The organism is Litorisediminivivens sp. KMU-197, from assembly GCF_056858395.1.
This window is the reverse complement of the sequence record NZ_JBXEQG010000001.1, coordinates 342,140-365,797: the sequence shown is the minus strand read 5'-3', so window position 1 is coordinate 365,797 and position 23,658 is coordinate 342,140. Positions and strand designations below refer to the sequence as shown.

Annotated in this window: 18 protein-coding genes, 1 tRNA gene and 1 pseudogene; 13 read left to right on the top strand and 7 right to left on the bottom strand. The window is 65.1% G+C overall.

Annotated features, from left to right (window positions below; translation table 11 throughout):
• Positions 1 to 487: 487 nt before the first annotated feature.
• Positions 488 to 571, bottom strand: a tRNA-Leu gene (locus tag AC04PT_RS01760).
• A 157-nt stretch (positions 572 to 728) separates the two neighbouring features.
• On the opposite strand from AC04PT_RS01760, the gene AC04PT_RS01755 reads away from it, so the two are divergent.
• Positions 729 to 1,244 (top strand): Hint domain-containing protein, encoded by a 516-nt coding sequence (locus AC04PT_RS01755; RefSeq protein ID WP_482871767.1) that lies wholly within the window; start codon positions 729 to 731, stop codon positions 1,242 to 1,244.
• On the opposite strand, the pseudogene AC04PT_RS01750 reads toward AC04PT_RS01755, so the two are convergent.
• A pseudogene (locus AC04PT_RS01750) lies at positions 1,241 to 2,805 on the bottom strand (NAD(P)H-hydrate dehydratase). The gene AC04PT_RS01755 and the pseudogene AC04PT_RS01750 overlap by 4 nt on opposite strands.
• Before the next feature lie 169 nt (positions 2,806 to 2,974).
• On the opposite strand from AC04PT_RS01750, the gene AC04PT_RS01745 reads away from it, so the two are divergent.
• The 4 genes from AC04PT_RS01745 (at position 2,975) to AC04PT_RS01730 (ending at position 6,242) form a co-directional block, all read left to right on the top strand.
• The gene (locus AC04PT_RS01745; RefSeq protein ID WP_482871766.1) at positions 2,975 to 3,313 is read left to right on the top strand and encodes a P-II family nitrogen regulator; all 339 of its coding nucleotides are present in this window, start codon (positions 2,975 to 2,977) and stop codon (positions 3,311 to 3,313) included.
• A 117-nt stretch (positions 3,314 to 3,430) separates the two neighbouring features.
• A complete protein-coding gene (gene glnA / locus AC04PT_RS01740) occupies positions 3,431 to 4,837 on the top strand; it encodes a type I glutamate--ammonia ligase (RefSeq protein ID WP_482871765.1) in 1,407 nt (468 codons plus the stop codon).
• Positions 4,838 to 4,933: 96 nt separating this feature from the next.
• A complete protein-coding gene (locus AC04PT_RS01735) occupies positions 4,934 to 5,347 on the top strand; it encodes a hypothetical protein (protein ID WP_482871764.1) in 414 nt (137 codons plus the stop codon).
• A 79-nt stretch (positions 5,348 to 5,426) separates the two neighbouring features.
• Positions 5,427 to 6,242 carry a lytic murein transglycosylase gene (locus tag AC04PT_RS01730; protein WP_482871763.1) on the top strand — a complete coding sequence of 272 codons (816 nt, stop codon included), beginning with the start codon at positions 5,427 to 5,429 and terminating at the stop codon, positions 6,240 to 6,242.
• Between the two features lie 92 nt (positions 6,243 to 6,334).
• Here AC04PT_RS01730 and AC04PT_RS01725 read toward each other — a convergent pair whose 3' ends face one another.
• From AC04PT_RS01725 to AC04PT_RS01710, 4 genes are read right to left on the bottom strand one after another with little or no spacing between them, the layout of a single operon-like run.
• Positions 6,335 to 7,543: a beta-ketoacyl-[acyl-carrier-protein] synthase family protein gene (locus AC04PT_RS01725; protein ID WP_482871762.1), complete on the bottom strand. Its 1,209-nt coding sequence runs from the start codon at positions 7,541 to 7,543 to the stop codon at positions 6,335 to 6,337.
• A 32-nt stretch (positions 7,544 to 7,575) separates the two neighbouring features.
• Positions 7,576 to 7,842: an acyl carrier protein gene (locus AC04PT_RS01720; RefSeq protein WP_482871761.1), complete on the bottom strand. Its 267-nt coding sequence runs from the start codon at positions 7,840 to 7,842 to the stop codon at positions 7,576 to 7,578.
• A gap of 35 nt (positions 7,843 to 7,877) precedes the next feature.
• Entirely contained in the window at positions 7,878 to 8,969 is a 1,092-nt protein-coding gene (gene lpxD, locus AC04PT_RS01715) for a UDP-3-O-(3-hydroxymyristoyl)glucosamine N-acyltransferase (RefSeq protein WP_482871760.1), read from the bottom strand.
• Positions 8,970 to 9,000: 31 nt separating this feature from the next.
• A complete protein-coding gene (locus tag AC04PT_RS01710; RefSeq protein ID WP_482871759.1) occupies positions 9,001 to 10,524 on the bottom strand; it encodes a L,D-transpeptidase family protein in 1,524 nt (507 codons plus the stop codon).
• Between the two features lie 436 nt (positions 10,525 to 10,960).
• Between AC04PT_RS01710 and mepK the strand changes: the two genes are divergently transcribed.
• From mepK to AC04PT_RS01670, 8 genes are all read left to right on the top strand, one after another.
• Positions 10,961 to 11,530 (top strand): peptidoglycan L,D-endopeptidase MepK, encoded by a 570-nt coding sequence (gene mepK / locus AC04PT_RS01705; RefSeq protein WP_482871758.1) that lies wholly within the window; start codon positions 10,961 to 10,963, stop codon positions 11,528 to 11,530.
• A gap of 205 nt (positions 11,531 to 11,735) precedes the next feature.
• Positions 11,736 to 13,358 (top strand): SEL1-like repeat protein, encoded by a 1,623-nt coding sequence (locus tag AC04PT_RS01700; protein WP_482871757.1) that lies wholly within the window; start codon positions 11,736 to 11,738, stop codon positions 13,356 to 13,358.
• Positions 13,358 to 14,581: a tetratricopeptide repeat protein gene (locus AC04PT_RS01695; protein WP_482871756.1), complete on the top strand. Its 1,224-nt coding sequence runs from the start codon at positions 13,358 to 13,360 to the stop codon at positions 14,579 to 14,581. The genes AC04PT_RS01700 and AC04PT_RS01695 overlap by 1 nt, the downstream gene beginning before the upstream one ends.
• 131 nt (positions 14,582 to 14,712) lie before the next feature.
• Positions 14,713 to 17,739, top strand: a complete 3,027-nt coding sequence (locus AC04PT_RS01690; protein ID WP_482871755.1) for an FG-GAP-like repeat-containing protein — start codon at positions 14,713 to 14,715, stop codon at positions 17,737 to 17,739.
• A 98-nt stretch (positions 17,740 to 17,837) separates the two neighbouring features.
• Positions 17,838 to 19,079, top strand: a complete 1,242-nt coding sequence (locus tag AC04PT_RS01685; RefSeq protein WP_482871754.1) for a lytic murein transglycosylase — start codon at positions 17,838 to 17,840, stop codon at positions 19,077 to 19,079.
• Entirely contained in the window at positions 19,076 to 19,483 is a 408-nt protein-coding gene (locus tag AC04PT_RS01680; protein WP_482871753.1) for a YbaN family protein, read from the top strand. The genes AC04PT_RS01685 and AC04PT_RS01680 overlap by 4 nt, the downstream gene beginning before the upstream one ends.
• Before the next feature lie 36 nt (positions 19,484 to 19,519).
• Complete coding sequence (locus tag AC04PT_RS01675) at positions 19,520 to 20,524, top strand: ligase-associated DNA damage response exonuclease (protein ID WP_482871752.1); 1,005 nt, start codon at positions 19,520 to 19,522, stop codon at positions 20,522 to 20,524.
• Complete coding sequence (locus AC04PT_RS01670) at positions 20,521 to 22,110, top strand: ATP-dependent DNA ligase (protein WP_482871751.1); 1,590 nt, start codon at positions 20,521 to 20,523, stop codon at positions 22,108 to 22,110. The genes AC04PT_RS01675 and AC04PT_RS01670 overlap by 4 nt, the downstream gene beginning before the upstream one ends.
• Before the next feature lie 33 nt (positions 22,111 to 22,143).
• On the opposite strand, the gene AC04PT_RS01665 is transcribed toward AC04PT_RS01670, so the two are convergent.
• Positions 22,144 to 23,658: a malonate--CoA ligase gene (locus AC04PT_RS01665; RefSeq protein WP_482871750.1), complete on the bottom strand. Its 1,515-nt coding sequence runs from the start codon at positions 23,656 to 23,658 to the stop codon at positions 22,144 to 22,146.

The window sequence follows — 23,658 nt, the reverse complement described above, 5'->3', positions numbered from 1 at the left end:
TTTTGCGTTTCTTGCCATTTTCATTGTCAGCCCAGCTTTCTTGAGAAACCTAACGAGGGCCTCTTCCTGACCTTTCGAAAGGCCTTCGGTTTTCCCATTTCGACAACACTTTGCGCAGATGGCGATGCCAGGAGGGTTCCGGCCAAACCATGGGGACTCTGTCCTGACTGGTTGACTGCAAAGATCGCATTTGATCCACCTTTTTCCCCCGGCAAACGCCGCGCAATGATGGTATCTGCGTAAACCATGCGGACACATGCACGTGGCTCGCGAACGGTGTCCAATGGCTTGGTCCGTTAGCGGGGCCCGGAATCAAGCCGAAAGCGCCGGGCCAGCGGCGGCCCGCCCCGTCGCACCAAAGGTGCGCCGTTTATAGTTCGCACGCCCATGGCGTGACGGGCTGCCGCTGGACCGGCTTGCGTTGCATTTGGGTGAGGGTGCGAGGTGGGTTGGAAACCCACCCTACAGGGTTTGCATAGAAGATTAGTGGTGCGGGTGAAGGGACTCGAACCCCCACGCCAAAGGCGCCAGAACCTAAATCTGGTGCGTCTACCAATTCCGCCACACCCGCATTGCGCTGCACAAGGCCCGCGCCCGCAGGTCTCTAGCAAAGCTTGAACCGGGATGCGAGAGGATTTCGCTGCTGCAGGTCCCAGAAAATTCACGACATTTACCGGATGTTGGTCTATCCTGTGGAAAAAACGAAGGCAGTGAATACAGGTACGCCCATGAAACCGAAAACGGTCGGGCGCGCAGAGTGGACAGATCCGCATCCCGGCCCCGCCGGGACAGGCGCGCTATCAACATATCAGAACAACGGACTTCTGGCCGGCACACGGCTGTGGACGCTCGATGGCGAAATGCCGGTCGAGTTCCTGACGCCGGGCGACAGGATCATCACCCGTGACGTCGGCACGGCAGTGCTGCGCGGCCTGCGGGTGATCGACGCCGAGGGCGAGACGGTGCGCATCAAGGCCGGATCGCTGGGCCATTGCCGTCCCGACGAAGACATGATCCTGCCGGCCACACAGCGCATCCTTGTGCGCGACTGGCGGGCGCGGGCCCTGTTCGGCCGCGACCAGATGCTGGTGCCGGTGGCGCGGCTGGTGGATGGCAAGTTCGTCACCAGGGGCCCGAGAGAGCCGCTGCGGCTGGTGCAACTGGTGTTCGATGCACCGCGTATCCTTTATGCCGACGGGGTCGAGGTGGAGAGCGCGGCGGCAGCCGCCCCCCAGACCGCCTAGAGGCTCAGTGCCCGGAACACGCCGGGCAATTGCTCGGGCAAGTCTTCGGCGGTCAGGCCGGGGCCGAAGCTGCGGGCGCATTCCACGTGCAGCCAGGCCGCGCATTCGGCGGCCGGCATCGGATCGAACCCGCGCGACAGCAGCCCGGCGATGAACCCCGCCAGCACGTCGCCGGCCCCGGCGGTGGCCAGCCAGGGCGCTTCGCGTCCATCTGCGGCGGCGTTGACCGCGCAACGGCCTGTGGGATCGGCGATCACCGTGTCCGGCCCCTTGTGCAGCACGACGCAGCCCGCCCGCTTGGCGGCGGCGCGCGTGGCGTCGACCTTGGACAGGGCCGCCGCGTCCCCGGGTGCCTTGCCCAACCGCTCGGCGAGGTCGGGAAACAGACGGGCGAACTCACCGCCGTGCGGGGTGAGCACGCAGCGGCCATGCAACATGTCGAAGAGCGTGTTGGGATCGGTCTCATAGGCGCTGAGCGCATCGGCGTCGAGCACCACGGACCCTTGGCGGGACGGGGGCTGAGCATCCATCCTGCCCAGCACCGCAGGCAGGAGATCGCGGGCTCTGTCCTTGCCCAGCCCCGGGCCGAGGCAGAGGGCATTGATGCGGCCGTCCTCCAGCAGCGTGAGCAATCCCGCCGCATCCTCGACCCGCGCGAGCATCAGCGCCGTGATTTGGCAGGCCACCTCCATCTGCGCCGATCCCGGCGCGCCCAGCGTCACCAGCCCCGCACCGATGCGCAGCGCGCCCCGCGCCGCCAGCCGCGCGGCGCCGGTCTTGCCGAAACCGCCGGTGAGGATCAGCGCATGGCCATGCGCGTATTTGTGGGATGCGGCGGACTTCGACAGACGCGCCAGCATCTTCGGACCGATGGTGATCCTCTCCGGGGCTGCGCTCACAATCCGATATCCTTGACCACCACTTTGCCGCACCGCGCTGGTCCATCGCCCTTTTCGTGACCGATCTTGCGCGCGTGGAAGGTGACCGTCAGCGACGCTGTCAGGTGAAACGGCTGGACGGACTGGCCGGTGTCGGCATTGATGCCGGACGGCAGGTCAATGGCGACGATCGGTGCCGTGCACCAGTTCTGCTCGTAATAGACCCGGTGCATCATTCGGGTTGCGAGGTCGGGCAGCGGGCGGTTCAAACCGGTGCCGAACATGGCGTCGATCCAGAGGTCGGGATGCGGATCGCACAGTACCGGATCGCGGTGCGTGTCATCGGTGAAGGGCCGGACGGTCCCGCAGGCCGTCCAGGCATCATGCGCGGCGAGCGCATCCGGCGGCAGGGCTTCGGGATCGCCAAGCAGGTAGACCTCGACCTGCCAGCCGTGCTGCTCCAGAAGCCGCGCCACGACGAACCCGTCGCCGCCGTTGTTTCCCGGCCCGCAGAGCACCACCGCGCGGTGCGCCCCTTGGGCCAGGTCGGGCCATGACTCGAAGACCGCCTCGACCACCCCTGCCCCGGCGCGGTCCATCAGTTCACGCCCGGTGACCTTGCCGCTGCCGATCGCCGCCTGTTCGATGGCGCGCATTTGGGCGGCGGTAAGCAATTCCGTCATGTAATTTCCCTCGGATTCAATTCTGCCTGATTTCTGTGCAAAACGCCCGTTCTTTGGGCGCCCACAGATCTCGTGCATGGAAAACATGCGATGGACCGACCCTGCCGATTGTCCCCCCCCATCAGAAGTGGTCTGAGCGGCACGAGCAAGGGTGCGAGGAGGTTTTTACATGAAAAAGATCGAGGCAATCATCAAGCCGTTCAAGCTCGATGAAGTGAAAGAGGCGCTGCAGGACGTCGGCGTCCAGGGTCTCAGCGTGGTCGAGGTCAAGGGCTTTGGCCGTCAGAAAGGCCATACCGAACTGTACCGCGGCGCGGAATACGTCGTCGACTTCCTGCCCAAGGTGAAGATCGAGGTGGTGCTGGACGACGAACAGGTCGACCAGGCGATCGAGGCCATCGTCGATGCCGCCAAGACCGACAAGATCGGCGATGGCAAGATCTTCGTCTCCACCGTCGAACAGGCAATTCGCATCCGGACCGGCGAAACCGGCTCCGACGCGCTTTAGGGGCGGGCCGCAGCCCCGGACCTGATCCGGGGCCTCCCGTCAGCCCCCCGCATCCATGAGATCCCGGACCCGGTCCGGGACACGAACACCAAGTTGAACCAAGCGAGGAACATAGACATGAGCGCAAAGGACCTGCTCAAGCTGATTAAGGATGAGGACGTGGCCTACGTCGACATCCGTTTCACCGACCCGCGCGGCAAGCTGCAGCACGTGACCGTCATCGAAAGCGAAGTCGACGAGGATTTCCTCGAAGAAGGCTTCATGTTCGACGGCTCGTCCATCGCCGGCTGGAAGTCGATCGAAGCCTCGGACATGAAACTGATGCCCGACTGCGACAGCGCCTACATCGACCCCTTCTATGCCGAGAAGACCGTCTGCGTGCATTGCTCGGTCGTCGAGCCCGACACCAACGAGCCCTACAACCGCGACCCGCGCGGCACCGCCGAGAAGGCCGAGGCCTACCTGAAGTCCTCGGGCATCGGTGACATCTCCTATTGGGGTCCGGAAGCCGAATTCTTCCTGTTCGACGATGTCCGCTTCTCGAACTCGATCAACAAGGTCTCCTACGAGGTCGACGCGCTTGACGCGTCGTGGAACACCGACACCGAATACGAGATGGGCAACACCGGCCACCGTCCGGGCCTCAAAGGCGGTTATTTCCCGGTCAACCCGACCGACGATGGCCAAGACATCCGTTCGGAAATGCTCTCGACCATGAAGCGCCTCGGCATGAAGGTCGACAAGCACCACCACGAAGTGGCGTCGTGCCAGCACGAACTGGGCCTGATCTTCGGTTCGCTGACCAAACAGGCCGACGAGCTGCAGAAGTACAAGTACGTCATCCACAACGTGGCGCAGGCCTACGGCAAGTCGGCGACCTTCATGCCGAAGCCGATCTATGGCGACAACGGCACCGGCATGCACTGCAACATGTCGATCTGGAAAGACGGCAAGCCGCTCTTTGCCGGTGACAAGTATGCCGACCTTTCGCAAGAGGCCCTGTACTTCATTGGCGGCATCCTGAAGCACGCCAAAGCGCTCAACGCTTTCACCAACCCGTCGACCAACAGCTACAAGCGTCTGATCCCGGGCTTCGAGGCACCGGTGCTGCGCGCCTATTCGGCCCGCAACCGGTCGGGCTGCGTGCGGATCCCGTGGACCGAGAACCCCAAGGCGAAACGTGTCGAAGCGCGCTTCCCCGATCCCTCGGCCAACCCCTACCTGTGCTTCGCGGCGCTGCTGATGGCCGGTCTCGACGGCATCATCAACAAGATCGATCCCGGCGAGGCGATGGACAAGAACCTCTACGACCTGCCGGCTGAAGAGCTGGAAGGCATCCCCACCGTCTGCGGTTCGCTCCGCGAGGCGATGGAAGAGCTTCAGAAGGACATGGACTTCCTGCTGGCCGGTGACGTCTTCACCAAGGACCAGATCGAAGGCTACATCGAGCTGAAGATGGAAGAGATCGAGCTTTACGAACACACGCCGCACCCGGTCGAGTTCGGCATGTACTACAGCTGCTGAGGTGGTGCCGGGCTGAAGCCCGGCCTACGCAGTCGATCAAAGGGCGTCCTCTGGGGCGCCCTTTTTGTGTTAGGCTGACGGAAAACGGAGGGACGGATGATCTTGCTGAAGATGCTGCATTACCTTGCGATGGCCGTCGGCGTGGGCTTCGGGCTTGCCGGGCTGGTGATGATGAAGGTCGCGGCCGGCCGGGGCGCGGAGGCGATGGCCACGGTCATGCCGATCCGGGTGCGGCTGGGACAGGTGTCGGCGGGTGCCTTGCTGGTGCTCTGGATCACCGGCCTGTGGATGTGGCTGTCGCTGCATGACGGCGCGCTGGGGGTCTGGTTCATCCTCAAGGTGCTGCTGGTGGTGGGGCTGACGGCGGTGGCGGTGATGCTCAACCTCGCGGCGTTCCGTGCCGGCCGCGGCGGACCGGCCCCGGATCCGGCACGGATGAAGCGGCTGGCGCAGATCGCATCGGCGCTGGCCGTGGCGATCGTGGTGATCGCCGTGCTGGCTTTTGCCTGACGCGGGGGAAATTTTCTGGACGGAACCGGTTTCGCCGCTACTCTGAACAGGGAACGATAATTGGTTAAGGGATCTCGCCATGCGCAGGTTTACCATCGCAGTATCCATCATTTTCGGCCTCTCGGCCCCGGCGCTTCAGGCCGCGCAATGCATCACCTCCAAGGGTGGCTTCAACTCCTACAAGGCCCAGCTGGCGCAAGAGGCGCAGCGCAGCGGCGTTGGCCAGCGCGGGCTGAACGCGTTGCAGTCGGCCAGCCTGTCGGGCATCACATGGCGCTTCGAATCCAACCCTTCGAGCCAGAGCGGCACCCTGCAGGGCGATCCGGCGCGGTTCCTTGCCAAGCGCTCGGGCAGTTCGGCGGATGCATTCATCCAGCGCACCAAGGCCAAGATGCGCGCCAACCCCAACACCTTCGCCTCTATCGAGCGCCGTTTCGGGGTGCCGGGGTCCGTGCTTGCAACGATCTGGGGGCTGGAGACAAGCTGGGGTGGATACCTTGGTAACACGCCGATCGTCGGCGGAGCAGTGACGCTGGCGTCTTACTGCCGGCGCCACCCCCGGTTCGAGCCGCACGCCATCGCAGCGCTGTCGCTGGTGGACCGCGGCGTGATCTCGGCCAACAAGCAAGGCGGCCCGTCGGGTGAGCTGGGCCATATGCAGTTCCTCGCCGGCAACTGGCTGAAGTACGGTGTCGACGGAAACGGGGATGGCCGCGCCGATCCCTACAACGCTACCGACGCGCTGGCCTCGGCCGCGAACATGCTGGCACGCAACGGCTGGCGGGCCGGGGCGCCCTTCGGTCAGGGCACCGCGAACTTCCGGGTCCTGTCGGCCTGGAATGACAGCGGCAACTACCAACGCGCCATCGCCTATGCCGCGGAGCGGGCGCAGTAACCGCCCTGCGCAGAAGCACATGACATCAGAGGAAGCCCGGGGCGCCTGCGTGCGGTCCGGGCTTTTTCATGCCGGCCTGCGCGACAACGGGTTCAGAACTTGCGCAGCGCCAGCACCGCGTTGAGCCCGCCGAAGGCAAAAGCGTTGGACAGCGCCACCTCGACATGCGCTTCGCGGGCCTCGTTGGGCACCACGTCGAGCGCGCATTCCGGGTCCGGCTCCTCGTAGCCGATGGTGGGGGCGATCACCCCGTCGCGGACCGCCATGATGCAGGCCAGAAGTTCCACCGCGCCGGTGCCGCCGATCAGATGGCCGTGCATCGACTTGGTCGACGAGATCATCAGCTTGTCTGCATGGGCGCCGAAGACATCGGCCACCGCCGCGCTTTCGGTCTTGTCATTGGCCGCGGTGCCGGTGCCATGGGCATTGATATAGCCCACGTCCGAGGGCGACAGCCGCGCGTCCTTGAGCGCGCCGCGGATCGCCCGCGCCGCACCGCTTTTCGAGGGCATGACGATGTCGGCGGCGTCCGAGGACATGGCGAAGCCGACCACCTCGGCAAGGATCTCGGCCCCGCGGGCGCGGGCGTGTTCCAATTCCTCGAAGACGAAGACGCCCGCGCCCTCGCCCTGAACCATGCCGTTGCGGTTGGCGCTGAACGGGCGGCAGGCGTCCTTGGACATCACCCGCAGGCCCTCCCAGGCCTTGACGCCCCCAAAGCAAAGCATCGATTCCGATCCGCCGGTCAGCATCACCGGGGCCATGCCGCCGTGCACCATTTGGAACGCCTGGCTCATCGCGTGGTTGGACGAGGCGCAGGCGGTCGAGACCGTGAAGGACGGGCCTTGCAGGTTGAATTGCATGGAAACGTGGCTTGCCGCGGCGTTGTTCATCAACTTGGGCACCACGAAGGGATGCACGCGGTTCTTGCCGTCTTCGTAGACCGAACGGTAGTTTTCATCGAGGGTGGTCATCCCGCCCCCGGAATTGCCGAGGACGACACCGGAGCGGGTGGCCAGTTCGCCCGAGAATTCGAGCCCGGATTGCGCCAGCGCCTCGCGCGCGGCGATCAGGGTGAACTGGGTGAACCGGTCGTAGAGCGCCAATTCCTGCCGGTTGAACCGGGTCTCGGGGTCGTAATCGCGCACCTGCCCGCCGATCCGGATGGCAAGGCGTTCGATGTCGGGGATGTCCAGCGGGCCGATGCCGCACTTGCCGTCGCGCATCGCGGCCAGCGTGTCGGGGACGTTGTGGGCGAGCGCGTTGATCGTACCGGCCCCGGTGATGACAACCCGCTTCATGTCGCTTTCGTCCCTCGAAGTCTTTTGCGCAGTCAGGCGGTCGCCTTCTGCTCCTTGATCAGCCGCTCGACCCCGACAACGATGGAGGCCACCGTCGAGATGTCGAAGTCGCTTTCCATGGGGGCGTTGGCGTTGAATGGGACCGAGATGTCGAAGGCCTCTTCGATGGCGAAGATGCTTTCGACCAGGCCAAGGCTGTCGATGCCCAGTTCTTCCAGCGTCGAGTCCATGGTCACGTCTTCGGGTTCCAGCACCGCCTGTTCCGCGATGATTTCGATCACCTTTTGCTTCACATCCATCGGTCTACCCCCCGCCTGACATGCCTGAGGTGGATTTAGTCACTCTGATCCGCCTTTGAAACCGCTTTTTTCAACGCCGAGAACTCGCGCATCATGCGCGGCAGGCGGCGCAGCGCCTTCACCATTTCCATCTGGCTGTCCATCTTGGTGGCCGGATAGCCCAGCAGGACGCGGTTGCCCGGGGCGTTCGACATGATGTTGGTGCCGCCGCCGGCGATTACGTTATCGCCAATGAAGATGTTGTCGCTGATGCCGACCTTGCCGCCCATCACGCAATTGTTGCCCATCTTCACCGATCCGGCGACGCCGGTCATGCCACAGAGCAGGCAGTTGTCGCCGATCTCGCAGTTGTGGCCGACGTGCACGAGGTTGTCGAGCTTGGTGCCGTTGCCGATGGTGGTGTCGCGAATGGTGCCGCGGTCGATGCAGGAATTGGCGCCGATTTCGACATCGTCGCCGATGGTCACCGATCCCAGCGAGTGGATGCGCGCCCAGGCCTGAGCCGACGTCTCGCCCTGATCGCCCAGCGTGCTGCGCGCCCGTTCGACGCCGCTTTCCTCGGGTGTGACGAAGGAGAAACCGTCGCTGCCGACGCGGGCACCAGGCTGGGCGATGAAACGCGCACCGATGCGGGCGCCATGGCAGATCGTGACCTGTTCGCGGATCAGGGCGTTGTCGCCGATGCGGGCGTCGGCGCCGATGAAACTTTGCGGGCCGATAACAGATCCGGCGCCGATCACTGCGCGGGGTCCGATGACGGTCATCGGGCCGACCTGGACGCCGGCACCGAGTTCCGCGGACGGGTCGATCACGGCGGTGGGGTGGATGCCCGCGCCGTATTGCGGCCCGGGATCCATCAGCGCCGAAAGATCGCTCATGGCATAGCGGGGACGGCTGGCGAAGATCGCAGCGTCCAGTCCCATCGCCTGCCAGTCGGCGCCGGCCCAGAGGATCGCCGCGCGCGCCGATCCCCGGGTCATCGCCTCGGCGTATTCGGGCTTCATCGCCACGGCCAGATGCGCGGGCCCGGCGTCGCCCGGCTCGCGCAACCCGTCGATCAAAATGTCGGTGGCGCCCGCTGCCTCGCAGCCGAGCGCCACCGCTATGTCGTGAACACTGTGGGTCATGAGGGGCCTCGCATATGGTGCGAGGCCGGGTTTATCCGTCTACCGAGGTCAGCGCCACCCCTGCGTTGCGCAGCGCGTCGAACACCAGCGCGTCCCGGCCGTAGACGTCGTCGCGATACATCACGCGGCCCTTGGCGTCAGTATAGGCGGTCCGGTAGATGATGTGGACCTGCACCGGCTGCTCGAGCGGAACCTGGATATTCTGACCCGACTGCAGGCGCGACTGAAAGTAATTCACCGGATCATCCGTCTGCCTGGACAGCAGTTCATAGGCAAATTCGAACGGATCGTTCAGCCGGATACAACCGTGCGAATAGGCGCGACGGTCGTGTGAGAACAGGCTCTTGGCCGGCGTATCGTGCAAATAGATGTTGTGCGCGTTGGGGAACATGAACTTCACCAAACCCAGCGCATTCTTGTTCGACGGCGGCTGGCGCAGGTTAAAGGGGAACGTCCGGATCGAATATTGGGCGAAGTTCACCTGCGAACGCGGCACCACCCGGCCACGTGCGTCGGTCACTTCCATATGGCTGGCGGCATAGCGGTTAGCGCGCAGCGACGGCAGGTATTCCTCGGCAATGATGGACCGGGGGACATACCAGTACGGATTGATCTCCATGTACTCCATAACGTCCGAGAATTCGGGCGTCTCGCGGTCACGGGTATCTTTGCCGACAACCGAGCGGGTCTCGAAGGTGACCTTGTCGTTGTCGATGATGCGCGCCTTGAAGTCGGGGATGTTCACCAGCACGTGGCGATCGCCGCGCGGGCGGTTCAACCACCGCTCACGCTCCATCGCGACGATCACCGACTTAAGGCGTTCAGTGATCGGCACGTTGAGTTCCCGCAGGGTGCTGCCACCGGCAACGCCATCGGCCTTCAATCCGTGGTCGAGCTGGAACTGATGCACGGCCTGTTCCATCGTTGCGTCGTAGCGGCCGGTCGAGGACGGCTGGAGATAGCCCATCGCGACGAGGCGGTTGCGCAATTCGATGACGGCAGGGCCCGATTGACCGGGTTCGATCGATCCGGCCCGTACGGTCGCGCCCCAGCCGCCGCTGGCCAGCTTGCGCTCAAGCTCCAGTTTGGCGCGCACGAGGCGGGTGTATTCCGGTGCGGTCGGGATGATGCTGCGGAAGAAGGCATCGGGATTGGCGGCGGCGAAGTCGCGCAGGTTGGCGAGGGGATCGCGCACAGGGACCTCGCGCTTGAAGCCCTTCGAGAGCTTGCGGGGGTCCAGCACACCGGTCTGCATGTGACGGGTGAACTGCAGGAAGATGCGGCTCAGTTCGACGTCGAGAACGCCGCGCTCGGCCCCGGTCGATACCGAGGCCATCTTGCGGCGCAACATGTCGGGATCGTAGTTCGCGGCGGGAAGGCCATAGAGACCGGCGGTCGATACCGCGGTCAGCAGCGCCGAACGACGTGCCTTGTGCAGATCGGTGTCGCCCGTCCACAGTGGCGCGAACTTGTTCTCACGATAAAAGGCGGCGATTTCCCGGTCGGTCGAAGCCGACTCGGCCACTGCCTGGGTGAAGGCCGTTACATCGGCCATTGCCGGTGTCGGATTCGCGATGAAGACTGTCGCTGCGAGTGCAAAACCTGTAAACAACCCGCGCACCGGGCTGCTCTTGCGTAAATGCGTCATTCCGTCCCTCCGGGAACCCTGAAATTACCTCTGCTCATGGTAACTGGGGCTACCCCTTTGTCTACTCACAATTTCTTAAGCTCACTGCCCTAACCTAAGGGGGTCGGGCAAGGTTCCTTGCCCGGGTCTAAAAAGATCATGGATGTGCGCAATCTTGCCATGCATCCCCCGATTTGAGCGGGTTTTTGCCCAAGAAGGACAGGTTCCCGGGAACCCGGGAATCCAGTGTTGGAGATAAAAACCGCATGTGGCATACAGATCACGCATCTGGGGAAGAGATGGCAGGTTTCGCGTAACATCGCGAACTGAACTTTTAGAGAGCGACGGACAGGCGCAATACGACATGACAAACACTCGACGCAGCGACATCTCGCGGCGTGGCCTTTTGGGCGCGTTTGCGGCAACTTTGGTAACAGCAGCACCGACTTACACCAATGCAGCAGGCTTCCTGCGCGGCGGTGGCGACATTCGGCGCATCAAGATGTACTCGGCCAGAACCGGTGAACGGCTCGACATGATCTACTGGGTCGAGGGCGAATACATCAAGGATGCGGTCGAAGAAGTGCACAAATTCATGCGCGATTGGCGCACGAATGACGTCAAATATATCGACCTGCGGACCATCGACATTCTGGCAGCTTCGCACAATCTGCTCGACGTGTCGGAACCTTACATGCTGCTTTCGGGTTATCGAAGCCCGAAAACCAATGCCATGCTCCGTTCGCGGTCCAGCGGTGTTGCGAAGAACTCCCTGCACCTCAAGGGTCAGGCCGCCGATGTCAGCCTCAAGGGCCGGACGGTTCCGCAGATCGCCAAGGCAGGTGCCGCATGCCGCGCCGGGGGCGTTGGACGCTACTCGAGCTCGAACTTCGTACACATGGATTGCGGTGCGGTCCGCAGCTGGGGCCGCTGAGCCCCACCGAATACCCTTACAGATGATGTGTTGCGCCGTCCCTTCCGGGCGGCGTTGTTGTTTGTGATCCCCCGAAGCAGTCGTGCAGGGGGTATCGCGGGCCACGGCCTTGACATGGCACCCCGGTTCCGACGTGTTAGACCTACAGCGCTCCGATCCCGTCAGGCGCGCGTATTCGAGCATGTATTTTCAAAGGAACCGCGTTGTGTCACCGACCTTCCGCCAATCGAAATTCGAGGCATTGCGCCTTTTGGGTCTGGGTGCCCTTGCCCTGATACTGGTGTCCGAGACGGTGGTCGCGCAGGATGCCGCCAAGGATGTGCCTGCGGACGCCGCCTTTGCCGAGCCGCGCGAAGACGCCAGAGCCGCCTATGAAGCCGGGGATTTCGTCACCGCACGCCGCAGGTTCACCACCTTGGCCGAGGCCGGGCACGCGCCATCGCAGGTCGATCTTGCGCTGATGCTGCTGCGCGGCTCTGGCGGGCCGGTCGACCGCGCGGCCGGCGAAGGCTGGCTGGACCGGGCCGCCGAACAGGACCACCCGGTCGCCCTTCGCATTCTTGGGCAGATCGAACGGGCGACGGCGGTCCCGCAGGCAGAGAGCACAACCGACCGGGTGCGCGATCTGTGGACGCGCGCGGCCGGGCTTGGGGACGTGCAGGCCGCCTATCTGCTGGGTGATTACCTCTTGCAGAACAGCCCCGAAGAGGACGCTGCCGAGGCGATCGAATTGCTCACCCGGGCCGCCGAGGCGGGCGATGTCAGGGCGCAGTACCGGATGTCCGAGGTGCTCAGCCAGGGCCGTCATGTCGATGCCGATCCGAAAGCCGCCATCGGCTGGCTGGCCAAGGCCGCAGAGGCGGGCGATCCCCGGGCCCAGTTCGAGCTTGCCCGCAACTTCGAGACCGGGGCCATACATACGGCGGACGGCGAGGCATCGGCAAATGTCTTCGACTGGTATCGCCGTGCCGCCGAGAACGGCCATCCGCTTGCCCAGCGGTGGATTGGCGTGGCCTATCTGCGCGGTGAAGGGGCCGAGCGCAATATCGACGAAGCCATGCGCTGGTTCGAGGCGGCGGCAGCACAGGACGAGGCCGGCTCGCAATTGAACCTTGGACTGATCCTGCTGTCCGGCGAAGTGGTCGAGCGCGACCCCGCCCGCGCGCTGAAGCATTTCGCAGCGGCCTCGGAAAACGGGCTTCCGCAGGCGAGTTTCCAGGCCGCGCGTATCCTTGAGGACGGCGATGGCGTGCCCCGCGATATCGACGCCTCGTTCCAGTTCTACCTGCGCGCGGAAAGCCAGGGGTCGGACCGGGCGCGGCGCAAGCTTGGGCAGTTGGCCGCAGCGAATTACCTCGGCGGCCGGGTCGCGCCGGGCGACACCGTGCCGTGGGTGCTGTTTTCCGCCAATGCGGGCGACACGGAGTCGCTGGACTGGTTGCTGCAGAAGGCCGGGGGCGGCATGCGCGAGGCGATGCACGGGGTCGGGCTTTACTATGCCGCGACCGAGGACGGCGCCGATGCCCCGCGCGATGCCGAGACCGCCGTAGGCTGGCTGACCAAGGCCGCCGAGGCGGATTTCCCGAAGGCTCAGCTGGAGCTTGGCCGGATGATATCGCAGGGCAGCGGCACCGAGGCTAACATGGTCGCGGCGCACAAATGGTTCAACATCGCGGCCGCGCGGGGGCTTTCGGAGGCCGCGCCGCTGCGTGATGCGCTGACCGATCTGATGACCGGGGAAGAGGTCGCGCAGGCACAGGCTGAGGCCACCGCCTTTTTCGAGCGCATCCGAAACGCGCCGGTCCCGATTGAGCGCGACAGCCAATGATGCGCCGGAAGATCGCCCTGCCCGCCGTTGTTGTCGCGGGACTGCTCGGCTGCGGATCCGCCGCGGTGGCGCAGGTGGTCCAGCCGACGTTGGAGAACCTCTACGCCTATGCCGAAGAGGGTCATCCCGAAGCCCTAGTGCGGCTGGGCCGTAAGCTGGCCGAGGGCGACGGCGTGCTGCTAAACCATGCCGAAGCCGCCCGGCTTTTCCGACAGGCCGCGGAACTGGGCATTGCCGAGGCCCAGAACCGGTACGGCCAGCATCTTTATGCCGGGCTTGGCGTCGAGCAGGACACCGAGGCGGCGCTGGAGTGGCTGCGCAAGGCTGCCGATCAGGGCGACCCGCAGCATATCCTCGACCTCGGAACGGCGCTTGAGGCCGTCAACCGCGGGCCGGAAGACCTTGCCGCTGCGGTCGGGTTTTATCGCGCTGCATCGGACAAGGGGCTTGTCGCCGCGACCACGTCACTGGCCACCCTCCACATGGCGGGCACCGGGGTCGAGCAGGACTATGCCGAGGCCAGGCGCCTGTTCGAAATCGCGGCGGACGGGGGCGACGCGCGGGCGCTCAACAACCTTGGCCTGCTGTACGTGCGTGGGCACGGTGTCGCGCAGGATTACGACCGCGCCTTCGCATTGTTCCAGCAGGCGGCCGAGATGGGCCTGACCTCGGCCATGGGCAATCTGGCCGGCATGTACGAAAACGGTTTCGGGGTCGAGCAGAGCGACGAGATGCATCGGATGTGGCTGGCGCGGGCGCAGGCCGGCCAGTCTGCCGGCGAAGTTCCGGGCGGCCTGGGCCCCGATCCTGCCATTGCGCCGCTGGATGTTGCGTCCGACGCCGTGACCGATGTGCTGGCGGCTGCGACGGGCGGCGATCCGGTCGCGCAATTCCGGCTGGCCTGGGCCTACCTGAGCCTTGATGCTCCCACCCAGACAGATCTTGAGCGGGCCCATCACTGGTTCGATCTGGCCGCGCGGCGCGGGCACGGGCCGTCGATGGCCAATCTCGGGCAGATGTATGCCCGGGGGGTCGCGGTGCCGCAGGATTTCATGCATGCCTATGCCTGGACCTCCGCCGCGGTGGCGGCCGGACAGAAGCAGCATCGCGTCACCCTGGACTGGCTGATGGCGCGGATGCCGGAAGCGCAACTGTCCACGGCGCAGGATCATGCCGCCACGCTCTGGCAACCGGCACCGGCGTTCCGTGATGCCCGCCGCTGATACGGAGGCAGCGGCGCATTCGGCCATCGCCTGTCGCGGGGCGTATTGCGCCGAGGCGGCTGATGTTCCACGCTGGCGTCATTCGGCCCGTCTATTTGCAGCGTGCCGCTGCCGCACGCCCGGAGGCTTCGATGTTCAGTGACGCAGTTGAGAACAGGACCCGCTTCTGCCTTGCAGCGCTGATCGTGCTGGTGCTGGCCTACCTGTTCTGGACCGGCTCGCGCTATCCGGCGCTGGACGAAAAGGCCATGATGAGCGGTGCGATCCAGTTGGAGGATCCGATCGGTTTCGAGGCCCGCGTGCAGTTGACCGAGGGCATGGGGCTGATCGAACGGGTCGCTGTTTCGACCATCAACTGGCTGAACACCAACAAGAAAGGCATGTTCTTCGGGCTTTTGTTCGCGGCGGCGCTGATGACGCTCTTTGCCTCGCTCAGGCGGCGATCGTTCCGGTCGCCCTGGGCCAATTCGGTGCTGGGATTGTTCATCGGCACGCCGCTGGGGGTCTGCGTCAACTGCGCCGCCCCGATCGCGCGGGGGCTGAAGGCGTCGGGGATGCGGGCCGAGACCACGTTGTCGGCGATGATCGCCTCGCCCACGCTCAACATCGTGGTGCTGACGATGGCCTTTTCGTTGCTGCCCGCCTATATCGCCGGGCTGAAGATCGCGCTGAGCCTCGTGGTGATCCTGATCGTGGTGCCGCTGGTGGTGCGCTGGGGCCTGCCCGCGCCCGACATCGCGCCGATCAAGGTGCCGGACCCCGAATTCTTTCAGGCGCCGGCCGCCGACGCGTCCGAGACCTTGCCGGCGGCGGTCCGTGCGGTGGCGCAGAGCTATGCCGCGAACCTGTGGTTCATCGTCCGGCTGACCGTGCCGCTGATGTTTCTGGCCGGGTTCCTTGGCGCGCTTGCCGGGACGTTGCTGCCGCAGGATGTGCTGGGTTCGCTGGAATTCAACCTCGTCCTGCTGGTGGTGATCGCCGCCATCGGGTTGTTCCTGCCGGTTCCGATTGCCTTTGACGTGGTCGTCACCGGCGCGCTTCTGTCGGCGGGCGCAAGCCACGGCTACGTCATGGCTCTGCTGTTCACGCTGGGGTCATTCTCGATCTACAGCCACTTCATCGTGGCGCAGGCGTTTTCCTTCCGCATTGCCAATGCCATGGCCGCGAGCGTACTGGTGCTGGGCGTGCTTGGCGGCGTCGCGGTCGAGAAATACCATGATTGGCAGTCGCAACGCGCGCTCGACATCCTGCTGGGCGCCCTGCCCCGGATCATCGCCCCGGCCGAGGCGCAATCGCCGACAGTCACCCTGACCGAACGTCCCTTCGCACCGCGTTCGGCCGCCGGCGACGCACCCTTCACCCGGTTGGAGGCCTTGGAACTGGGCATCGACAAGCCCATCGAGTTTTCCTTCAAGGACATGTGGCCGCCCTTTTGGGAAGGCCGCAGCCTTGCCGCCGCCGATTTCGACCGCGACGGTGACACCGACCTTGCCATCGCGTCGACCGCAGAGGCGCTGTACCTCTACGAAAATACCGGCGGCACCTTCCGGCGCGTGGACGTGGACACCGGAGCGCTGGAAGGGCGCTATGTCTTTAACGCCGCCTTTGCCGACATGGACGACGACGGCTGGCCCGATCTGGTGTTGGCCACTTATCTGGACGGCAACCTTGTCATCCGCAACGATCAGGGCAGCTTCGATCCCGCCACTGCCCGGCCGATCCCCAACCAGCCCGAGGCGCGGCTGACCATGGCGCTGGCCTTTGACGACGTGGACGCCGATGGCGACCTCGACATCGCCTTTGGCAACTGGGCTGCCGGCTGGTATCGGCAGGTCCCGGGCGAGGAAAGCCGCAACCGGATCGTGCTGAACGAGGGTCTCGACACGCTGGGCGAGACATTCCGCCCCCTGCCCGGCATCCCCGGCGAGACCCTGTCGATCCTGTTTTCCGACGTCGACGGCAACGGCACGGCCGATCTGTTGGTGGGCAATGATTTCGCGGTCCCGGATTACGTGTACCACGGCGACGGCACCGGCGGGTTCACCGCCGTTCGCAAGCAGTCCGGACTGATCCCGCACACCACGCAGACCACCATGGCGGTGAAGACGGCGGACCTGTTCAACACCGGCGCGACGCAGATGTATTTCGCGCAGATCGCCGGGCGGTCCTCGGGCGTGTCGGAAACGCTGAAGATGCAGCCGCTGGCGCAATATTGCGATGGTATCGTGGCCCCCGAGGCGAAGGCCACCTGCGTCCGCAACATGCAGATCAAGGCCTGGTACAAGTCCGGCAACCGCTTCGATCCCTCCTATGCCGACCGCTGCGCGGACCTCGATGAACCGGACCGAAGCGAATGCAAGGGCATGTTGGTCAAGGACATCGCCATCCAGCGGCGCGACCCCAAGCTGTGCGACCTGATCCCGGTGAGCCAGGACATCGCGCGGGCCTATTGCGAGGTGCATTTCCTGCCCGAGCGCGGCGTCACGCAGGACGAGATCGACAGCGCCCTGCCCCAGATCAAGCGCAGCAACGTCCTGCTGGCACCGGGCGCGGCCGGCTATGCCGATATCGCCGGGCAGGCCGGGCTGGACATCGGCGGCTGGTCCTGGGACACCAAGATCGCGGATTTCGACAACGACGGCTGGCAGGATGTCTATATCGTCAACGGCACATGGGTGCCGAACGAGGTCAGCCCCTCGAACCTCTTTTTCCGCAACAACGGCGACGCCACCTTTACCGAGGCGTCCGGGCCGATGGGGTTGGAAGATTACCTGATGACTGCCGCCGCCGTCGTCTTCGACCCCGATCACGACGGCGATCTGGACGTGATCACGCATCCGGTCAACGGTCCGGTAACCTTCTTCCGCAACGATACCCAGACCGGCAACGCCATCCGCTTCGTGCTGGAGGATCACGCCGGCAACCGTGACGGCATCGGCGCACGGCTGACGCTTGTCCACGGCGGCAAGACGCAAAGCCGCGAAATCCAGCTGGGTGGCGGCTTCATGTCCTTCGACGCGCCCAAAGCGCATTTCGGCCTTGCGGACGCCGAGAGCGCCGACAGCCTGACGATCCGCTGGCGCGACGGGTCGGAGACCGAGGTGCCAGGGCCGCTGAAGGCCGGGCGCGAATACGTGATACGCCGCGATGCCCGGTAATGCATGCCGGGAGCTGACGAAAACCCGGCCTCGTGATGTGTGCTGTGCGGCGATCTGCGCTAGGTAATCGCGTGACCATTGACCGGAGTTGCCTGCCCATGACCTTTCGAAAACATGCCTGCGCGCTGGCCCTTGCTGTCCTTGCCCTGCCCGGCTTTGCGCAGGACCGGCAGAGCGTGGAGCTTCAGTTCCGCAGCTGGCTGCAGGAAGACGTCTGGCCGCGTGCCGAGGCGAAGGGTGTTTCTCGCAGCACTTTCGAGGCTGCCTTCGACGGTGTGACGCTCAACTGGGACCTACCCGACCTTGTGGTGCCGGGGACCGAACCCGAGACACCGAAGACGCAGCGACAGGCCGAGTTCGGCTCACCCGGGCGATATTTCAACCGCAGTTCCGTGGACAGCGCCACAAGGATCGGCAAGCAGATGGCGCGGCGCTATGCGGACACCCTGAGGAAGGTCGAAGACCAGACCGGGGTGCCGGGGCGGATCGCGCTGGCGATCTGGGGCCGCGAAAGCGGCTATGGCCAGGTGCCGATCCGTTACAACACCTTCCGCGTGCTGGGCACCAAGGGGTTCATGAGCACCCGCGCCGAATACTTCTCGCGCGAGCTGATCGCCGCGTTGCAGATTGCCGAGGCCGGCCATGCGCCGGAAAGCGCCATCAAGAGCAGCTGGGCCGGGGCGCTGGGCCAGCCGCAGTTCATGCCGTCCAGTTTCCTTGAATACGCCGCCGATGGCGACGGCGACGGCAAGGCGGATATCTGGCGATCCGAGGTCGATACGCTGGCCTCGATCGGCAATTACCTCAAGCTGCACGACTGGGTGCCGGGGCGCGACTGGGGGTTCGAGGTCAATGTGCCCGACGCCGTGTCCTGCGCGCTGGAAGGCCCAGACAATCGCAAGCCGATCCGCGACTGGGCCGACATGGGCATCACCCGCGTGTCGGGCCGGCCCTTCCCCGATCACGAGTTGGACGGCCCGGCCTCGCTGCTGATGCCCGCTGGGCGGCACGGGCCGGCCTTTCTGGTGACGCCCAATTTCTACGTGCTGAAAAGCTACAACAACTCGGACCTCTACGCGCTGTTCGTCGGGCATGTCGGCGACCGCATCCAGTACGGTGTGGGTGACTTTCAGGGCCGTTGGGGCGATGTCGGCAAGCTTTACCGGTCGGACATCGCCCGGATGCAGCGTGCGCTGGAGGCGCTGGGCAAGGATGTGGGCGGGGCCGATGGGCTGCCCGGCTTCAAGACCCGCCGGTCGATTGGCGAATGGCAGGAGGCCAATGGCCGCGACGCCACCTGTTTCCCCGACGACGACCTTGTCGCCGCCATCACCCGATGAATCGCAGGCGCAAGGTCAGGGTGCTGCGGGCACGCCGTCACGCGGCGCGCAGCTTCTGGATCGGGGTGGGCGGGTTTTCCTTCATCCTCGGCATGATCGGCGTGCTGCTGCCGGTGATGCCGACGACCCCCTTCATCCTGCTCGCCGCCTTTGCCTTTTCGCGCGGTTCGCCGACCTTGCAAGCGGCGCTTGAGGGACACCGAAAGTTCGGCCCGATCATTCGCGATTGGCAGGAGAACGGCGCCATCGCCCGTCGCCACAAGATCCTCGCGGTGTCGATGATGGCGGCCTCGCTGGCGTTCAGCACCTGGCTGGGGCTGGATGCGCCGGTGCTGGCGATCCAGGCGGTCTGCATGGGCGGGGCGGCGCTATTCGTGCTGACGCGGCCTGACGGGCATGCGTGACTGTGCCGGGGCGCGGTGCGGCCTATATGCTGTGCCATGACAGACGTTCTGACCTTCACCGATGACGGCATCTATTGCCCCGCAGGCGATTTTCATATCGATCCGTGGCGCCCGGTGCCCCGCGCGCTGATCACCCACGGCCATGCCGATCACGCGCGGTGGGGGATGGGCAGCTACCTTGCCACCCGTGCGGCCGCGCCGGTGATGCAGTACCGGCTGGGCGAGGAGGCGAAGATCGAGACCATCGAATATGGCGAGCGCCGGCAGATCGGCGGCGCCACGGTGTCCTTCCACCCCGCCGGCCATGTTCCCGGATCGGCGCAGATAAGGGTGGAGGTGAAGGGCGCGGTCTGGGTGGCCTCGGGCGATTACAAGGTGGTCGACGACGGGCTGTCCGAGGCCTTTGAGCCGGTGACATGCCACGCCTTCATCTCGGAAAGCACCTTCGGGCTGCCGATCTTCAAGTGGACCCCGCAGGACGAGCTGGCCCGGCAGGTCAACAATTGGTGGGCCACGAATGCCGCCGAGGGCCGCGCGTCGATCATCGGGGCCTACGCATTGGGCAAGGCGCAGCGGCTGATGCGGACGGTGGATGCCGCGCAGGGCCCGATCCTGACCGCCACCGCCGTCGAGAACGTCACCGAGGTGCTGCGGGCGCAGGGCATCGACCTGCCGCCCACGGTGCGCATTACCGAGGAGGTCTCGGCCAAGACCCATCCCGGCGCGCTGATCATCGCGACACCATCAAGTACCTCGCACGGCTGGGTGCGGCGGTTTTCGGGTGCCGCCACGGCCTTTGCCTCGGGCTGGATGGCCATGCGGGGCGTGCGGCGCAGGCGCGGCACCGACCGGGGCTTTGTGGTGTCGGATCATGCCGACTGGGAGGGGCTGAACACCGCGATCAAGGCGACCGGGGCCGAGAAGATATTCGTCACCCATGGCTATACCGGTCCGTTCCGGCGTTATCTGTCGGAACAGGGGTATGACGCGCATGTGGTGGCCACGGAATACACCGGCGACGATGCGGACGATGCCGCATGAAACATTTCGCCACGCTGTTTTCCAAGGTCGACGAAACCACCAAGACCAGCGTCAAGGTTGAGGCGCTGGCCGAATACCTGGGCACCGCCCCGCCGGAGGACCGGCTCTGGGCCATCGCGTTGTTCACCGGACGGCGGCCGAAACGGGCGATCACCTCGACCCGGCTGCGGGAATGGGCGGCGGAAATCGCCGGCCTGCCGGACTGGCTGTTCGAGGAAAGCTATTCGGTGGTGGGCGATCTGGCCGAGACCATCAGCCTTGTCCTGCCCGAGCCCGCCAGCACCCGCGACGAAAGCCTCAGCCACTGGATCGCCTTCGTCAAGGGCCTTGCGGCCAAGGAAGACGAGGACCGCAAGGCCGCCATCCTCGATGCCTGGAACAACCTCGAGACCCGCGAGCGCTTTTTGTTCAACAAGCTGCTCACCGGCGGCTTTCGGATCGGCGTCAGCGCCAAGCTGATGACCCGCGCTCTGGCGATTTCGACCGGGCAGGACGAGGCGGTGCTAACCCACAAGCTGATGGGCACATGGACGCCGGAAACCACCACCTGGGACGCGCTGATCGAAAGCGATGATCCCGGTGCCGACCTGTCGCGGCCCTATCCGTTCTACCTTGCCCATCCGGTGGATGAGCCCGAGGATCTGGGCGACCCGGCCCTGTGGCATGCCGAGCGCAAGTGGGACGGCATCCGGGGCCAGTTCATCCTGCGCGAGGGCACGCATCATGTCTGGTCGCGCGGTGAGGAGCTGATGACCGACCGCTTTCCGGAACTGGCGCAACTGGCCGATTTCCTGCCCGACGGCACCGTGCTCGACGGTGAGTTGCTGGCCTTTGCCGACGAGGCGCCGCTGGGCTTCAACGCGCTGCAAAAGCGCATCGGGCTGAAAAAGGTGCCCGCCAAGGTGCTGCGCGAGGCGCCGGTGGTCTTCATGGCCTACGACGTGATGGAAGCGGATGGCGCCGACATCCGCCAGACCCCGTTCGCCGAGCGTCGCCAAAGGCTGCTCGACATGCTGGCCGACATCCCTGCCGACATCCCCATCCGCGTATCGCGCGAGGTCGTCTTCGACAGCTGGGACCATCTTGCCGAGGTGCGCGAGGAGTCGCGCAGGCACAGCGTCGAAGGGCTGATGCTGAAGCGCCGCGAAAGCCCCTATCTGGCCGGGCGCAAGCGCGGCGACTGGTGGAAATGGAAGGTGGAACCGCTGACCATCGACGCGGTGATGATCTATGCGCAGTCGGGCAGCGGTCGGCGGGCCAACCTGTTCACCGACTATACCTTCGCGGTCTGGAATGGTGACGAGTTGACCCCCTTCACCAAGGCCTATTCCGGCCTGACCGACGCCGAGTTCCGCCAGATCACCGCCTGGGTCCGCAAGAATACCCTGCAGAAGTTCGGGCCTGTGCGGCAGGTCAAGCCGCACCACGTGTTCGAAATCGGCTTCGAGGGCATCCAGCCGTCGACCCGCCACAAATCCGGCGTCGCGCTGCGGTTTCCGCGGATGCTGCGCTGGCGCAAGGACAAGCCGGTGGGCGAGGCCAACACGCTGGACGATCTGAACGAGATGCTGCGGCTCTACGGCTGACGCGCCTGCGGGCCTGCCGCAGGCGCAGGCCGGTCAGGTTGCGAAGGTGTCCTTGTACTGCGCGCGCAGGATGTTCTTTTGCACCTTGCCCATGGTGTTGCGCGGAAGTTCGTCGAGCATGACCAGCTTGCGGGGATGCTTGAACCGCGCGGTGGACTGGCGCACGGCCTCCATCAACCGGTCGGGATCCAGGGCGGCGCCGGCCTCGGGCACGATCACGGCCAGCACGGTTTCGCCGAAATCGGGATGCGGCACGCCGATCACTGCGCTTTCCAGCACGCCGGGTTGATCGTCGAGGACCAGCTCGAGTTCCTTGGGGTAGATGTTGTAGCCGCCGGAGATGATCAGGTCCTTGTTGCGGCCGACGATCTGCAGGTAGCCGTCTTCGTCGATACGACCGAGATCGCCGGTGATGAAGAACCCGTCGTCGCGCAGTTCCGCCGCCGTCTTTTCAGGCATCTGCCAGTATCCCTTGAAGACGTTCGGCCCGCGCACCTCGATCTGGCCGACGTCGCCGTCAGGCAGGGTGTCGCCGGTCTCGGGATCGGTGATCTTGAGTTCGACCCCGGGCAGCGGAAAGCCCACCGTGCCCGCCCGGCGTTCGCCGTCATAGGGGTTCGAGGTGTTCATGTTGGTTTCGGTCATGCCGTAGCGTTCCAGAATACGGTGGCGGGTGCGCTTTTCGAACTGGACATGCGTCTCGGCCAGCAGCGGCGCGGAGCCGGAGATGAACAGCCGCATATGCCGGGCGAGGTCGCCGGTGAAGCGGTCGTCGCCCAGCAGCCGCGTGTAGAAGGTGGGCACGCCCATCATGGTGGTCGCCTCGGGCATCCGGGCGATCATCTGGTCGAGGTCGAACTTCGGCAGAAAGATCATGCTGCTGCCCGCGGCAAGCGTCACGTTCGTCGCCACGAACAGCCCGTGGGTGTGAAAGATCGGCAGGGCGTGCAGCAGGACGTCATCCGCCGTGAAGCGCCATTCGTCGACTAACGTACGCGCGTTGGACAGCAGGTTGTCCTGCGTCAGCATCGCCCCCTTCGACCGCCCGGTGGTTCCCGAGGTGTAGAGGAAGGCCGCCAGATCGTCGCCCGTGCGGTCGACCGTGGCGAAGGTTTCGGGCATGTCGCGGGCCTTATCCATCAGGCTGCCGCTGCCGTCGGCGTTCAGGGTTTCGGTCCGGGCGTTAAGCTGCTGCGCGACAGCGCCGAGTGTCTCTTCGCTGCTGCCGTCACAGACGATCAGCGACGCGCCGCTGTTTTCGATGAAGTAGCTCAGTTCATCGACGGTGTAGGCGGTGTTGAGCGGCAGGAAGACCAGCCCGGCCTGCGCGCAGGCGGCATAGAGCGCGAGGGCCTCGGCCGACTTTTCGACCTGAACGGCCACGCGGTCGCCGGGGTTGAGGCCCAGCGCGGAGGCCACGTTTGCGATCCGGGCCCCTGTTGCGAGGAACGCGCTATGGGTGATCGTCCGTCCGTCGGGCAGGTGCAGGAACGGGGTGGCCCTACCAGAATGCACGCCAAAGAGGCCATCGTAGAGAGGGTTCGCCAT

Bases quoted from the DNA above. Each gene is read 5' to 3' on its own strand.
- AC04PT_RS01695 (WP_482871756.1), top strand. From the start codon at position 13,358: ATGCGCCGGAAGATCGCCCTGCCCGCCGTTGTTGTCGCGGGACTGCTC.
- AC04PT_RS01745 (WP_482871766.1), top strand. From the start codon at position 2,975: ATGAAAAAGATCGAGGCAATCATCAAGCCGTTCAAGCTCGATGAAGTG.
- AC04PT_RS01665 (WP_482871750.1), bottom strand. From the start codon at position 23,658: ATGGCGAACCCTCTCTACGATGGCCTCTTTGGCGTGCATTCTGGTAGG.
- AC04PT_RS01725 (WP_482871762.1), bottom strand. From the start codon at position 7,543: ATGAAGCGGGTTGTCATCACCGGGGCCGGTACGATCAACGCGCTCGCC.
- glnA (WP_482871765.1), top strand. From the start codon at position 3,431: ATGAGCGCAAAGGACCTGCTCAAGCTGATTAAGGATGAGGACGTGGCC.
- AC04PT_RS01685 (WP_482871754.1), top strand. From the start codon at position 17,838: ATGACCTTTCGAAAACATGCCTGCGCGCTGGCCCTTGCTGTCCTTGCC.
- AC04PT_RS01720 (WP_482871761.1), bottom strand. From the start codon at position 7,842: ATGGATGTGAAGCAAAAGGTGATCGAAATCATCGCGGAACAGGCGGTG.
- AC04PT_RS01670 (WP_482871751.1), top strand. From the start codon at position 20,521: ATGAAACATTTCGCCACGCTGTTTTCCAAGGTCGACGAAACCACCAAG.
- AC04PT_RS01710 (WP_482871759.1), bottom strand. From the start codon at position 10,524: ATGGCCGATGTAACGGCCTTCACCCAGGCAGTGGCCGAGTCGGCTTCG.
- AC04PT_RS01690 (WP_482871755.1), top strand. From the start codon at position 14,713: ATGTTCAGTGACGCAGTTGAGAACAGGACCCGCTTCTGCCTTGCAGCG.
- AC04PT_RS01680 (WP_482871753.1), top strand. From the start codon at position 19,076: ATGAATCGCAGGCGCAAGGTCAGGGTGCTGCGGGCACGCCGTCACGCG.
- lpxD (WP_482871760.1), bottom strand. From the start codon at position 8,969: ATGACCCACAGTGTTCACGACATAGCGGTGGCGCTCGGCTGCGAGGCA.
- mepK (WP_482871758.1), top strand. From the start codon at position 10,961: ATGACAAACACTCGACGCAGCGACATCTCGCGGCGTGGCCTTTTGGGC.
- AC04PT_RS01675 (WP_482871752.1), top strand. From the start codon at position 19,520: ATGACAGACGTTCTGACCTTCACCGATGACGGCATCTATTGCCCCGCA.
- AC04PT_RS01730 (WP_482871763.1), top strand. From the start codon at position 5,427: ATGCGCAGGTTTACCATCGCAGTATCCATCATTTTCGGCCTCTCGGCC.
- AC04PT_RS01755 (WP_482871767.1), top strand. From the start codon at position 729: ATGAAACCGAAAACGGTCGGGCGCGCAGAGTGGACAGATCCGCATCCC.
- AC04PT_RS01735 (WP_482871764.1), top strand. From the start codon at position 4,934: ATGATCTTGCTGAAGATGCTGCATTACCTTGCGATGGCCGTCGGCGTG.